12 protein-coding genes are annotated in these 14,905 nt (G+C 37.3%); 2 read left to right on the top strand and 10 right to left on the bottom strand.

The annotated features are described in order from the left end of the window. Positions 1-12: 12 nt before the first annotated feature. Positions 13-1,515: a GH3 auxin-responsive promoter family protein gene (locus RBH95_RS00900; protein WP_307900859.1), complete on the bottom strand. Its 1,503-nt coding sequence runs from the start codon at positions 1,513-1,515 to the stop codon at positions 13-15. Further along, positions 1,515-2,381: a M23 family metallopeptidase gene (locus RBH95_RS00905; protein WP_307900860.1), complete on the bottom strand. Its 867-nt coding sequence runs from the start codon at positions 2,379-2,381 to the stop codon at positions 1,515-1,517. The genes RBH95_RS00900 and RBH95_RS00905 overlap by 1 nt, the downstream gene beginning before the upstream one ends. A gap of 115 nt (positions 2,382-2,496) precedes the next feature. Between RBH95_RS00905 and RBH95_RS00910 the strand changes: the two genes are divergently transcribed. Further along, positions 2,497-2,670 carry a twin-arginine translocase TatA/TatE family subunit gene (locus tag RBH95_RS00910; protein WP_307900861.1) on the top strand — a complete coding sequence of 58 codons (174 nt, stop codon included), beginning with the start codon at positions 2,497-2,499 and terminating at the stop codon, positions 2,668-2,670. Between the two features lie 91 nt (positions 2,671-2,761). Here the strand turns inward: RBH95_RS00910 and RBH95_RS00915 are convergent, their stop codons facing one another. The 3 genes from RBH95_RS00915 to pgk all read right to left on the bottom strand — a co-directional run bounded on the left by RBH95_RS00915 (position 2,762) and on the right by pgk (position 6,654). Further along, on the bottom strand, positions 2,762-3,739 hold the full coding sequence (locus tag RBH95_RS00915) for a DUF4837 family protein (protein ID WP_307900862.1): 978 nt from the start codon (positions 3,737-3,739) through the stop codon (positions 2,762-2,764). An 18-nt stretch (positions 3,740-3,757) separates the two neighbouring features. Further along, a complete protein-coding gene (locus tag RBH95_RS00920; RefSeq protein WP_307900863.1) occupies positions 3,758-5,341 on the bottom strand; it encodes a lytic transglycosylase domain-containing protein in 1,584 nt (527 codons plus the stop codon). A 125-nt stretch (positions 5,342-5,466) separates the two neighbouring features. Next, positions 5,467-6,654, bottom strand: a complete 1,188-nt coding sequence (gene pgk, locus RBH95_RS00925) for a phosphoglycerate kinase (RefSeq protein ID WP_307900864.1) — start codon at positions 6,652-6,654, stop codon at positions 5,467-5,469. A 157-nt stretch (positions 6,655-6,811) separates the two neighbouring features. Here pgk and RBH95_RS00930 point away from each other — a divergent pair, with 157 nt between their 5' ends. After that, positions 6,812-7,960, top strand: coding sequence for an ATP-binding protein (locus RBH95_RS00930; protein WP_307900865.1), 1,149 nt, complete (start codon positions 6,812-6,814; stop codon positions 7,958-7,960). 23 nt (positions 7,961-7,983) lie between these two features. Here the strand turns inward: RBH95_RS00930 and RBH95_RS00935 are convergent, their stop codons facing one another. The 5 genes from RBH95_RS00935 to mnmG form a co-directional block, all read right to left on the bottom strand. Next, positions 7,984-8,829 (bottom strand): DUF4249 domain-containing protein, encoded by an 846-nt coding sequence (locus RBH95_RS00935; protein ID WP_307900866.1) that lies wholly within the window; start codon positions 8,827-8,829, stop codon positions 7,984-7,986. A 4-nt stretch (positions 8,830-8,833) separates the two neighbouring features. Next, positions 8,834-11,209, bottom strand: a complete 2,376-nt coding sequence (locus RBH95_RS00940; protein WP_307900867.1) for a TonB-dependent receptor — start codon at positions 11,207-11,209, stop codon at positions 8,834-8,836. Positions 11,210-11,306: 97 nt separating this feature from the next. Continuing rightward, the gene (locus RBH95_RS00945) at positions 11,307-11,828 is read right to left on the bottom strand and encodes an OmpH family outer membrane protein (RefSeq protein WP_307900868.1); all 522 of its coding nucleotides are present in this window, start codon (positions 11,826-11,828) and stop codon (positions 11,307-11,309) included. 218 nt (positions 11,829-12,046) lie between these two features. Then, the gene (locus tag RBH95_RS00950; RefSeq protein ID WP_307900869.1) at positions 12,047-12,898 is read right to left on the bottom strand and encodes a bifunctional 2-polyprenyl-6-hydroxyphenol methylase/3-demethylubiquinol 3-O-methyltransferase UbiG; all 852 of its coding nucleotides are present in this window, start codon (positions 12,896-12,898) and stop codon (positions 12,047-12,049) included. A gap of 68 nt (positions 12,899-12,966) precedes the next feature. Further along, complete coding sequence (mnmG, locus tag RBH95_RS00955; protein ID WP_307900870.1) at positions 12,967-14,847, bottom strand: tRNA uridine-5-carboxymethylaminomethyl(34) synthesis enzyme MnmG; 1,881 nt, start codon at positions 14,845-14,847, stop codon at positions 12,967-12,969. Positions 14,848-14,905: the final 58 nt, after the last annotated feature.

Consider the following 14,905-nt stretch of genomic DNA (forward strand, 5'->3'; position numbering starts at 1 on the left):
ACAAATATAGGACTATTTCGTTAATCCCTGCCCATACAAGGCATCCGCAATTTTCCTGTCGTTAGACAATCTTGGAATTTTGTTTTGCCCCCCTAACTTTCCAATGGATTTCATATATTCCGTAAATCCATTCTTTTTGATTGCCGTTATCTTAAGGGGCCTCAATACTTTACCCTCAATTAAATCGAAATAATAGGTATTTTGCTGCTGAAGGGATTGATCAATTTTAGCTTCCAGTGAAGCTAAATCCTCTGGAACAGTTTCAAATTCAATAAACCATTCATGATAAGGCAATCCACTTTCTGGATTAATTTGAGGTGCAACTGTAAATTCTGAAATTTCAATAGAACTACCTTCCATTCCTTCTTTCAATGCCTGCTCCACTTCCTTGCCAATAACATGTTCTCCAAAGGCCGAAATAAAATGCTTTATCCTCCCTGACACAATAACGCGATAGGGCTTTATCGAGGTAAACATCACTGTATCACCTACATTATAGGCCCAAAGGCCTGCATTGGTAGACACAATCATCACATAATTCACTCCCATTTCAACATCGGCAATGGAGATACGTTCTGGATTGTCATTAAAAAAATCATCCGCTTTAATGAATTCATAGAATATTCCTGAATTCAACTGAAGTAACATCCCTTTTTCCTTCTGGCTATCCTGAAAAGCAAAAAAGCCTTCGCTAGCAGGGAACAGCTCAATGCTGTCCACCTTTCTGCCTATTAAATTTTCAAACTTTGCTCTGTAAGGTTCATAGTTCACTCCGCCATAAATAAAGAGTTCAAAGTTTTGGAATACATCCCCAACCTTTTGTCCTGTTTTCTCCTGAATCTTCTCAAAATACATCTGCACCCAAGAAGGGATCCCTGAAATTACCGTCATGTTTTCGGGAAGGGTTTCTTCCACAATAGCATTGACCTTTGTTTCCCAATCTTCTATACAATTGGTTTCCCATGAAGGCATGCGGTTTTTTTGCAAATATTTTGGCACATAATGAGCAACAATCCCAGACAATCTTCCCAGCTGAATACCGTTTTGTTCCTTAAGAATTGGGCTACCCTGTAAAAAGATCATTTTGCCATCCACAAATTTGGCATTGCCCGTCTCAGCAATATACATGAGAATAGCATTTCTTGCCGCATCGATATGACTTGGCATACTTTCCTTTGTCAATGGAATATATTTTGCGCCCGAAGTGGTGCCTGAAGTTTTAGCAAAATAAAGCGGTTTCCCTTTCCAAAGTACATTTTCTTCTCCCGCAACCACTCTATCTACATAGGGCTTTAAGGCTTCATAATCCCGAATAGGCACTCTTTTCTTAAAGTCTTCATAAGAATTAATGCTCACAAAATCATGATCTTTCCCAAATTGCGTTCCTGCCGCTTCCGAAATCAATTCATTGAACACCTCTTGTTGCGCTTCAATGGGATTTTTAGCCCATTTCAATACAGATTTTTTGACTCTTTTGGCAAATGGTTTGGCTAAGGCAGATTTTATTGAAAGCATTAGTTAAAATCGATAAAGTTAGTTGGGTTTACGGGATACCCTCTGTTCCATAATTCAAAATGCAAATGGGGTCCCGTAGAGTACTCTCCCATATTTCCGGCCATAGCAATCACTTCTCCCCCTTTCACCAAATCTCCTTGTTCTTTGGTAATCGCACCGTTGTGTTTATAAACCGAAATCAATTCATGACTATGCTCCAATACAACCACATAACCAGTTTCCGCAGTCCATTCAGCAAAAATTACGGTTCCGTCGGCAGCTGCTTTAACAGGTGTATCCTTAGCGACAACAATATCTACCGCATAATGCTTCTTTTCAACATCATAACCATCTGAAATGGTTCCGTTAACAGGAGGAAACAACACAAAATTGGTTGCAGAAATGGCCGATTCAAACAAATTGTATTTATCTTCTTTTGCTACTTTTTCCCTTAAGAGCGAATCCTCTTTACTTGGCACCAGTCTTTCAGTGTTTACTTCATTTTGTACCGCATTGATAATAGAATCCTTATTGAGTTCTTCGGTTTTCACATCGCCTGTCAATACTTTTTTGATCGAACTGTAGTAACGCTCGTTCATAGTAATAACCTGTTGTAGAGAGTCGGTTTTATAATGAAGCGCTGTGGCTTTTCTCTTTAAAGCGGCCGAAGAATACCCTGGGATAAACTCTCTTAATGAGGTAAAGGCTATTAGTAACGTGGTTCCCGCTATCAATAAAATTGAAGAAATTGCAGCAATAACAAACACATTTAACCGCGTAAGCTTTATCGCAAAGCGCTCTTCAAAAGTATCCTCGTTTAATATGACCAATCGGTACTTGTGCAGTAACTTTTTGGTAAATTTCTTTTCTTTCTTTTTCGTAGTCATTATGACACAAAATTAAATAAAATAAGTGCAAGTCTTTTTGCTTAATCTTAAAGTTTAGTTTAAAACGCTTAATTTGAAGTTTAATTATTAAATTTGCAGTTCTAAATAATATATTATGAGTTTACTTATGTTACCATTGGTTGTTGGATGGCCTCAAATAGTATTAATTGCTGTGGTAGTTTTATTAATTTTTGGTGGTAAAAAAATTCCTGAGTTAATGAGAGGTTTAGGAAGTGGAATTAAGGAATTTAAGGACGCCAGTAAAGAGGAAGACGATAAAACAAGCTAACGTATTCTTAACGATAGATTAATCTTAATTATAAAAATAAAAAAAGCCAACTTTAAAAAGTTGGCTTTTTTTATGAAATATCGTTTCCTATCTATTGAATTTTGGCTGATCTAATAATCGCTTCCAATTCAAACATATAATCTCGCTTATCCACTGAAGGAGCAAATGCATAGCCTTCAATAATCACATATCTGTTTTTAGCCTTATCTTCTATGGCGTAATTGATAAACGGTCCTGCCATAAAATCATTTTTTACTTCCCAAATTCCTTTGGTTTCAATGGCCGGCTTCTTGTCTATTTCGGTATCAAAAACAAAAGGTGCATATTTGTTTTCCGTAATCATGTAAGAACCTTCCAATCGTCCTTCTATATGCGCTTTTCCAACAGAATCTCGCATTTTTACCACATCCATTGCTAAACTATCGCCTGGTCTTAATGTACTTAAAGGCACGGCATACACCATCAAGTCCATAGTACCTGTTGTGATATCCTTACGAATCCAAAAAAATCCATCTTCGTCCTTGGCCATTCTATACACCGATGGAAGCTTCATAGACACCCCCAATTCTTCCTTCAATCTAGTATCGTCAAATAGGGACAGGTTTATACGACGTTGTTTTTCCTTGATTTCTTCCTTTTTCAAGGCGTCAACAATTTCGGTTGCGTGCGACTTTAATTGTTGAATAATCTCATCATTAGTTGCTCCTGATACATAAACCACTGTTTGTGGTTTTGCATATACATCATGGCCTACCTTTATACCGGCAGTCTTACCTTTTTCAACCTTTACGATAATACGACTTTTGGTGGTAAAGCCAGAAAACACCTGTGTTGGCAATTGATTAATTGTAAACAAAGGCTCATCAATAGCAAGTCCATTAACAGGAGCCGCCAAAACATCGCGCATAGCTTCCCCAACGTTGTCCTCCCATAGTAGATTATCAACTACAACTGTTAAGTGATTAAGGTTTCCTGAGGATGCTGGTACTAAACGTTGATTTTTTGAAGAATCCTTTTTACACCCCAAAACAAGGGTAGCAAATACAAGGACAATGGCTAAGTGTTTCATTTAAATAGTTCTTTAGTGTTAGTTAGATACAATAAGCTTCATGCCTACCTTTAATTGTGTACCACTAATACCGTTCCAATCTTTAATATTTTGGACAGAAATTCCCGGAAATTTTTTAGAAATCCCCCAAAGTGTATCTCCTTGCTGCACCAAATATGTTTGTTTACCTTCAACCTCGACAGTTTTAACGGCAGCTTTCTGCGCTGGAGGATTTGTAAAAACAGGCTTTCTTGGATAAATACTTAATCGCTGCCCTATTCTTAGATTATTACTCCTTAAACCATTCCATTGCTTTATTTGACTTACCCTAACACCATATTTCCTCGCAATTTTACCTAAATAATCACCGCTTCTTACCCTGTAAGTAATCTTTACATCCGATTCAAAAAATTGTGGTAATGGTTTTTCACGCTTGTCAAACTCGGCTTGGGCGTAAGCATAAATATCTTTTTCATTGGCTACAAACCTACCAACAGCATGCCTTGGTAATCTTAAGGTATAGTTTTCATCCTTGATATATGGAATGATATCCAGTTTATAGGATGGGTTCAAAAACTGCAGCTCCTCTACGGGCAAATCCAAAACCTCGGATACTTGATCCAAGGTAATCATTTGTTTCACGTGGATTGTATCGGTTTCAATATAGTGAAATTCTGGTTTAATTCTATTGAATCCATGTTCCTCAGCATATTCAAAAATATACATGGTAGCAAAAAATGCCGGAACATAACCTGCTGTTTCACGTGGAAGAAACGGCCTGATATTCCAATAATTTTGATAGCCTCCAGAACGGCGAATCGCTTTACTCACGTTTCCAGGACCCGAATTATAGGCGGCTAAAGCCAAATCCCAATCTCCAAAAATCTCGTATAATTTAGCTAGATACTTACTGGCTGCTTCGGTAGATTTAATAGGATCACTACGTTCATCTACATAACTGCTCACATTAAGCCCGTACATTTTTCCGGTAGCAAACATAAACTGCCATAATCCCGTTGCGCCAACTCTAGATTTGGCCTTTGGTTTTAAAGCAGACTCTACAATAGCCAAGTACTTCATCTCCAAAGGCAAATTGTAACTGTCTAAAGTAGTCTCAAAAAGCGGAAAATAATACTCACTTAAAGACATCAATCTGTCCAAAGACTCCCGTCTGTTTTTCAAATAAGACTTGATAACACTCTCCAACGAAGGATTGTATTCTATATTGAAAGGGGTCCTTGCATTAAGTTCCTTCAAACGAGCCTTTAGGGTATCTGTAGGCAACTCTGGATATTCAACATCTTCATACGTCAATTCTGTAACCGACTTATAAATGGTATCAAATAAGGAATTGCTGTACAGTTCATCCAGCCATCTTTGGTCAATATCCGCAGCATGTTTATGGTCTTCGTAAACCATAAGTGCTGTAGAATCTGATACAGGAGTGATGGCTTTAACTTCAGCGCTTTTTCCATCAATCAGGGAATCAACCTGTTTTGGGACAACGGTTTCAACCTTGATGGAATCTTCTTTAATATGCGTTTCTTGCTCTTTATTTTCTTGAGCCAAAGAAACTCCACAACATAACAAAGCGCCTACAACTAAGGTAATAGGTTTGTTCATTTGTAAAAATTATCTGTACTATCAACGATAGATGGCGCTAAAATCGTATTTTTTTGAAACATATAAAAGACGAAGCACTTCTTTTAACAGAAATATAGGCTTTTAAACGATTGATTTTGTATGAATTACTCTAAAATAGCAGCAATCCCCGGTAGCGTTTTTCCTTCCAAACTTTCCAACATAGCGCCTCCCCCAGTACTTACGTAGCTCACTTTGTCTTCAAATCCAAATTGTTTCACGGCTGCAACAGAATCACCACCTCCAACTAAAGAGAAGGCTCCCTTTTCTGTCGCTTCAGCAATAGAATTTCCTAGAGCGATGGTTCCTTTTGAGAAGTTTTCCATTTCAAACACTCCAAGTGGACCATTCCAAAGAATAGTTTTACACTCCATTACCACATCATGGAAATTCGCCAACGACTTTGGTCCAGCATCCAGACCCTGCCATCCGTCAGGGATTTTGGTTACGTCTACAATTTGTGTAGCCGCATCATTACTAAAGCTATCGGCAGCCACGACATCTACAGGGATATGTACTTGAACATTTTTGGCTTTGGCATTCTTTAAAATCTCAAGCGCCATTTCCATCTTATCATCTTCACAAATAGACTCTCCAATAGAACCGCCTTGAGCTTTAATAAAGGTAAAGGTCATCCCTCCTCCAATGATCAAATGGTCTACCTTATCCAAAATGTTTTCAATAATGGTAATTTTTGAAGATACTTTAGCACCTCCCAATACTGCCAAAACAGGTTTTTCTCCCGTTTTCATAACTTTTTCGATACTCTCAATTTCTTGGGCCAATAAGTATCCAAAACATTTATGCTCTGGGAAGAATTGTGCGACGATCGTAGTTGAAGCATGAGCACGGTGTGCCGTACCAAATGCATCGTTCACATAAATATCACCTAGTTTTGAAAGTCCTTCTGCAAAGGCTTTGTCACCCGCTGTTTCTTCAGAATGAAACCTTAAATTTTCCAACAACAGCACTTCTCCTGGCTGTAGTTCTTTGGCTGCTGCTTCAGCTTCGGCTCCCACACAATTGGCAACAAATTTTACTTCAACACCAATAACCTCTGACACCTTATCTACAATATGACGTAATGAAAACGTATCATCAACACCTTTTGGCCTTCCTAAATGCGACATCAACACACAGCTACCGCCATCTTCCAAAATTTTGATAATGGTTGGCTTTGCCGATACAATTCTGGTATCATCGGTTACCTCAAATTCTTCGTTTAAAGGCACGTTGAAATCTACTCTAATTAAGGCTTTTTTATCTTTAAAATTGAAGTCGTTAATCGTTTTCATAATGTGATATTTTTTAGTGTAACACAAAAGTAGTTAAATAAACAATGCCATAAAATGGCTTTTCCAACCGAAATCGTTATAGGTTGAAAAATATTTTACTCTTTGGAATCTAGAACAGCTCGCTTCTTTATAAGAGAAATTTACATAGTTTTGCCGTATGTTATTTTCAGAAATTTTAGGACAGGAACATTTAAAAAGCCATCTCACACAAAGTGTGGACAATGGCCGTATACCTCATGCGCAATTATTTGTTGGCCCGGAAGGATCCGGTACATTGCCTTTGGCCATCGCCTATGCGCAATATATTTTATGTAAAAACCAAAATTCTGAAAACCAGGGAGGGCTTGACGCCTGTAATTTAAAATTTAAAAACCTTTCACACCCAGATTTACATTTTGCGTTTCCGGTAGCCACCAACGACAAAGTTAAAAGTCATCCGGTGTCGTCGCATTTCTTGGAAGAGTGGCGCCAATTGGTAGCCGAACAACCTTACGGCAATCTATTTGACTGGTACAAACTTTTGGGAATAGACAACAAACAAGGTCAAATTGGTGTGGACGAAGCACAAGATATTGTAAAAGCGCTTTCCCTAAAATCATACGAAGGAGGTTACAAGGTTATGTTGATTTGGATGGCAGATAAGATGAATACGGCTGCCGCCAACAAACTACTGAAATTGATTGAAGAGCCGCCCAGCAAAACCATTTTCATCTTGATAGCTGAAGACGAAGAACAGATTATCAACACCATAAAATCGCGATGCCAAATTTTACACTTTCCGCCCTTGGCAGAAGAAGTCATAAAGCAAGCTTTGATGAAACAGTACGATATTAATGAAGCTGAAGCTACTAAAATTGCCCATCAAGCCAATGGCAATTACAACAAAGCTTGTGATATAGTTTATCAGGATTCTGAAGATTTACAATTTGAAGAGTGGTTTATATTTTGGATTCGATCGGCATTTAAGGCAAAAGGCAACAAAGGTGCTATTTTGGATTTGATCAAGTGGAGCGAGGACATTGCCAAAACAGGAAGAGAAACCCAGAAACAATTTCTTCATTTCTGCATCGACTTTTTCAGACAAGCCCTATTGATGAATTACGGCGCCAACGATTTGGTATACATGGAACCCAAAACCCAAAGTTTCAAGCTTGAAAAATTTGCGCCTTTTGTTCATAATGCCAATATTTTGGAAATTAGTGAAGAGCTACAAGATGCCATTTACCACATTGAGCGCAATGGAAATTCCAAAATTATCCTGACAGATTTATCTATTAAACTCACACGATTGCTTCACAAAAAATAAGCACAAATTTTTCAGCCTTTGGTTTATTCAAAGGTGTAAGATGTTTTCTCAACCTCTGTTACCCTAAAATATCCAAAAGGATAATTTTCTGGATTGGTTTGGTTAACACAATTCCCTCGTAATTGAGCAGAATTGGAACTAAAGGGATCGCCTCCTGTGGCATATTGTTCTATCAACAAACGCATGTAATTGTAATACCTTTCAGAAATTCCAAAAAAACTGATTTCTACCGTATCTCCAACTTCAAAAGGCTCCTCGTTGTTATCTTCATCATCACGCTTTTCATAAAAATTGTACATTTCATTTCCATTGGAAAACTCATCAGATATTTCCCTTAAAACGGGAAACAAATCCCCTTCTTCATAATATCGCAACAGATAGTAGTTGTCTTCATCTGCAGGATCATTAAAATAAACATTCAATTCCAACAAATCAGGATCCAAACCGCCATCTGTGGATTGCGTGATATTGGAAATATCCGTTACTGGTACCAAAATTTCACTTCCTACATATGTTTCATTGTTATGGACTATTTCCAAGGTATAAAGATCATTCTCAATAGGCACAAAACTGGAGGTTGTATAGGTTCCATCGTTTTGATCTTCAAACAAAAATTCTTCCCCAGTATTGGTATTGGTTACTTTCACAAATGCTCCAGTTACGCCACTATCTGAAGTAACATCAAAATATGCTGTAGACATACTGAGTTTTATAAGTTGTTCATTTCCCAAAGTACCCTTTTCCCAATCCAAGGAAGCCTCAATCACCAATCTTGGAGCTGCTGTAGGCACTTCAACATCAATAACGTCCTCACAGGACACAAAAGTTGCAAAAACGACGATCAGAATTGTATATAAGTTGATTTTCATGATTTTAGAATTTAAAGTTGTACGTTACCGAAGGAATAATCCCGAAAATAGATAGGCGGGTAGCTTCATTAAGTCCAGTGACATTACTTTGGCCAAACGAAATAGAGGCCGCATTCTTCCTGCTATAGACATTATATATACCAAACACCCACTCCCCTTTCCAACGTCTCTCAGGGCGCTTATTTGGCTTGTAAACAGCCGAAATATCCAAACGGTGATATTGTGGTAATCTATCGGTATTCCTATTGGAATAACTCGCTATAGAAAGCCCTTCGTATTCATACTGACCATTTGGATAGGTTACAGGACGTCCTGTTTGAAATACAAAGTTGGAACTAAAGCTCCATTTATCATTGAGTTGGTAGGCCGCGGTAACAGATACATCATGGGTTCTATCATATGGTGTGTTATACCAATCTCCACCATTGATTCCAGGACCTCCTGCCTTTCCTCCCAAAGTACGCTGTTCCGATTTTGATAAGGTATAGCCTACCCAACCGGTAAATTTCCCCTTGGTTTTTCTAAGCAGAAGTTCCAATCCATAAGCTCTCGCTTCACCATTTAAAATTTCAGTTTCAATAGTATTGTTACCAATCAAATCCGATCCATCGATATAATCGATTCTGTTTTTAATGGTTTTATAATAGGTCTCCAATTCCAAAGTAAATCCTTTCTCTCTAAAATTCTTGTAATACCCCATTGCATATTGATTGGATCGTTGTGGCTTAATATATTGCCCACTGGGTGTCCAAACATCCAAAGGTGTTACGGAAGATGTATTGGAAAGCAAATGCAGGTATTGGGTGGATTTGGTATAGCTAGCTTTTAAGGAAGACGAACTGTTAAGCTCGTAAGAAAGCCCTAATCTAGGTTCCAAACCGTTGTAATCCTTAATCGTTTCGCCTTTGCTATAATTAATTTCATCCAAAGCCTCTCCCCTCTCGTAAATTCCCAATTCATCATTATACACCACAGGTTGGTTATTGACATAGGTAGTCATGGCCTGTCCACCAAGACGCATAAATTGGCTAAATCGCAAGCCATACTGCGCCGTTAATCTTTTACTAATTTGATGTTCTGCACTAATGTAAACGGCACCTTCAAAAGCACGTTTATCGTCCAGTTTTAGATAATTTATAGGGGATTCAATAGAGGTTGGACTAATTTCACCTGGATTTAAAAGATATGAAATACCACTAAGCCCAAAATCCAAATCCAATTTGTCACTCAAGTAATATTTCAAATCATATTTCAGGTTGTAATTAGCTATATCTGCAATCCAATCCAACTCAATAAAATCCAAAACAATTTGATAATCATATTTACTATAGATCATGGATAAATTGGAAAACAGTCGATCATTAAACACATGATTCCAACGTAAATTTCCTGAAACATTACCGTAGCCGTTTTCAATAATTTTATTTAGGTTAAAAACATCCCTCCCAAAATATCCTGAGAGATAAATCTTGTTATTACTATTAAGCTCATAATTAGCCTTTAAGTTAAGATCGTAAAATGAAATCTTATCATCCTTAAAATCTTCCATCGCTTTAAGAAACAAATGCGCATAAGAAGTCCTTCCCGAAATCAAGAAAGACCCCTTATCCTTGAAAATTGGAGATTCAGCAGTTAACCTGCTAGAAATCAATCCTATACCCCCTGTTAAATTGAAATTTTTACGGTTTCCTTCCTTTTGGCGCACATCTAAAACAGACGATACACGACCCCCAAATTTTGCAGGAATATCCCCCTTGTAAAGCTTAATATCTTTGATAGCATCACTATTAAACACCGAAAAAAAACCGAAAAAATGTGACGTATTGTAAATAATAGCCTCATCCAAAAGCACCAAATTCTGGTCTGCCGCACCACCACGTACATTAAAACCTGAAGATCCTTCCCCATTATTGGTAACTCCTGGCAACAATTGAATGGATTTAACAACATCTACCTCTCCCAAAACAGCAGGCATTTGTTTTATCGTTGCCGCATTAAGCTTAGCAACACTCATTTCTGGTTTTTTAATATTGATTTGTTCAGATTCTTCGGCCGTAATTACAATCTCATCTAGAGCAGTTGCAGATTCGCTCAATTCAAAATTGATAGTTTGATCCTTATCCAAATTAATTTGTTTGGTCTGGGTTTCGTAACCCATATAAGAAATAATCAAAGTATAATTTCCATTTGCAGCCGTTAAGGAATAGAAACCGTATTCATTGGTGACCGATCCGTTGTCTGTCCCCTGCAAAAATGCCGTAGCCCCCATAAGAGTTTCTCCATTGGCCGCATCCGTTATGGTTCCCCTAATAGTAAATTTTTCCTGAGCAAAAACAGAAAAACTTATTAAAAAGTAAGTAATAAAAAAAAGGTGTTTCATTCAGTTGTGATTTGATTTTATTGATTGATGTAATATTTCTTAAGAGTCCATAAACAAAAAGCCAGTTGTTTAACTGGCCAATCTAAATATGTATTCTCTATTCCTTTTCCTCATAAGCTTTATTCAGCGCTTCCGTAATAGTTTGGGTAAGATCATTATCTTCTTTTCCATACAACACACTTGCAGCAACCTCGCTAGTACCTAAAATATAAGTATAATCGTTCTTTTTGCCGTATTCTTTTACAAATTCTTTGACTTCAACAATTACAGAGTCAATTTCCTTTTGAAACTCCTCGGTCATTTCCTCCTGCTTCATTTTGATTTGCTGGATCAATTGCTGTTCTTTCCTCCCTAATTCTTGAGACAATTTCTGCACATCATTATCCGACATTCCCTTTGCTTGGTCTTGAGCTGTTTTATATTCCAATTGATATTTAGCTATCAAACTATCCCTCAATTTTTGAAATTGTAGATCTTTAAGTTTAAATTTTTCTTCAACATCAATTTTGGCCTGATAATCGTTAATGACTTTACCGTTATCCACGAAAGCAATTTTTTGTTGGTTTTGACAAGAAAATATTCCAAGTCCCAAACCAATAAGCAATGCAATTTTTTTCATTTTATTTTTCAAATTAAATTTTTGTAAATGTATCAACTTGGTCTGCTATTTTTTGAAATACCCTTCCATAAAATAATTTTATAATAATTATAATCTACTATCAGAAATCCCTATTAAAAACAACGCATTTTAAAGCGATTTAAGCAACTTTTTAAAAACGGCAAGGTAATCCAACATTAGAAGCGGCAAAAACAAACCCTAAGGACTTATTTAAAGTTTTACTTACTTTTTAGCACATAAATAAGCGAAGAATACTCTCCGGAGCGCTTCGCTTTGAGATTCGATTGAAATCCCACCCAAAAGGCTTTAAAAAAATTCATCTTGCCATTTTTATATTTTTCCGAAAGCATACTCACATAAAATGCATCAAATGGCATTGGCAAAATATTTTTCACAACCATATTTTGTTCCAAAAACAATTTTGAAATAGCTGTTTTAGAGAAATGCCAAAGATGTCTCGGCACATCATAAGCCGCCCAATACGATTTGTAATAACCGGCATCGTAACTCTTAAAATTGGGAACAGCAATAATTAAAGTACCGTTTGGACGCAACAAGCGTTTCAATTGTTCTATTTCCCTTTTCAAATCTGGTAAATGTTCCAAAACATGCCATAACGTAATTACATCAAAGCTTTGATCCTTTAACGAAGGCAATTTCGAAACATCAAAAACATTGTCCTTTGTTTTTTTATTAGCGATGCTCCTAGCCTCTTCATTTGGCTCAATCCCGCAAACATTCCAATTGGCATCTTGTGCGACTTTTAAAAAATCTCCTGTTCCACAACCAATATCCAAAAGTGATTTCGATTCTTTACTTACAGCATTAATTAGTTTTAATTTTCTTTGAAGTGAAATATTGCGCACAGCATGATATACCTTTTCAAACACATTTCGTTTTGCATCGGTATGCGAAATATAATCTTCGCTTTTATAATATTCAGGAAGACGTTCTAAAGACGGTTTTGGAGTTGTCTCCAATAAATCCAATTCTGGATGACGGACCAAAACAAATTCTTCACCCGATACGGAATGATCCTTAACCTTTAAAAAATTATCTGTTTTTGCCATAAAAAAATATTCCTGCAAAAGCAGGAATGTTATGTTCCACGTGAAACACTTTTAATTTATATTTTAAATTATCGCCCCATATACACCAAAAGCACAGAAACGTCACTTGGAGAAACCCCACTTATTCGTGACGCCTGGGAAATGGTAACAGGTCTAATTTTATTTAATTTTTCTCTAGCCTCAAAGCTCATATTTGTAATTCTTGAATAATCGAAATTCTCAGGAATTTTAATATTCTCCAACCTATTCAACTTATCCGCATTATTCTTTTCCTTCTCGATATATCCTGAATACTTCACTTGTATTTCGGCTTGCTCAATAACCTCAGGATCCAAATCATGTTCTTGAACATACGCTTCAACAACATCCAGTTTACGCATGTCGTCAATCGTGATATTTGGTCTAGAAAACACCTTAAACATCTTATCAGATTGTTTAACCAAAGCCGAATCTTTGCTCTCCAATATCGGATTTATATCTTCAGGCTTTACACTGGTCTCTTTAAAGAACGTCACAAAATCCTCAGCTGCCGAATGCTTTTCCTCCATACGTTTTAAACGCTTTTCAGAAGCCAAACCTAATTCATACGACTTAGGCGTTAATCTTAAATCAGCATTATCTTGACGTAACAAAGTACGGTATTCCGCTCTTGAGGTAAACATTCTATAAGGCTCTTCCGTTCCCTTCGTTATCAAATCATCAATTAAAACACCAATATAAGCCTCACTTCTATTTAAAATAAAAGCTTCCCGTTCTTGAACTTTAAGCGCCGCATTAATACCAGCCATCAAACCTTGCGAAGCTGCTTCCTCATACCCCGTAGTTCCATTAATCTGCCCAGCAAAATACAAACCATCAATCAACTTAGTTTCCAACGTATGCTTTAACTGGGTAGGTGGAAAATAATCATATTCGATAGCGTAACCAGGCCTAAAGAATTTTACATTTTCAAAACCAGCCACAGAACGCAAAGCCTTAAACTGAACATCTTCTGGCAAGGAGGTAGAAAAACCATTTACATACACTTCTACCGTATTCCACCCTTCTGGCTCAACAAATAATTGATGCCTATCCTTATCCGCAAATCGATTGATCTTATCCTCTATAGAGGGACAATATCTTGGTCCAGTACTTTTAATTCTCCCATTAAACATTGGCGACCTATCAAACCCTTCACGTAACAAATCATGTACTTCCGGACTGGTATAAGACATATGACAATCGCGTTGCTTTATTAATGGTTTTGTAACATCAGAATACGAGAATTTCTCTGGATTTTCATCTCCAGGCTGTACAATCATTTTAGAATAATCCAACGAACGACCATCAACCCTAGGAGGAGTTCCCGTCTTCATTCTTCCCGCATCAAAACCTAAATCAACCAACTGTTCGGTAATTCCCTTAGCAGCTCTTTCACCAGCTCTACCACCGCCAAAATTCTTATCTCCTATATGAATTAATCCATTCAAAAAAGTACCATTTGTCAATACCACAGTCTTTGCCTTAACTTCAATTCCCAAAGAAGTTTTCACTCCAACCACACGCTCACCTTCCACCAACAAACCAGATACCATATCCTGATAAAAATCCAAATTAGGTGTTTGTTCCAACATCATTCGCCAATCCTCGGCAAACCTCATCCTATCACTTTGCACCCGGGGACTCCACATAGCAGGACCTTTGGATTTATTCAACATCTTGAACTGGATCGCAGAAGTATCACTCACAATACCACTATAACCACCTAAGGCATCAATCTCCCGCACAATTTGCCCCTTAGCAATTCCACCCATAGCTGGATTGCAAGACATCTGTGCAATGTTCTGAAGGTTCATGGTTATCAATAAAGTTGAACATCCCATATTAGCCGCTGCTGCCGCAGCTTCACTACCGGCATGCCCAGCCCCAACTACAATTACATCATATGTTTCTTGAAATAAACTCATCATTGTTCCACGTGAAACATTTTTCCATGTTTCATTTAATCATTAAAAAATAAGTTTGCAA

This window comes from Mangrovimonas sp. YM274, from assembly GCF_030908385.1.
Taxonomy (GTDB): Bacteria; Bacteroidota; Bacteroidia; order Flavobacteriales; family Flavobacteriaceae; genus Mangrovimonas_A.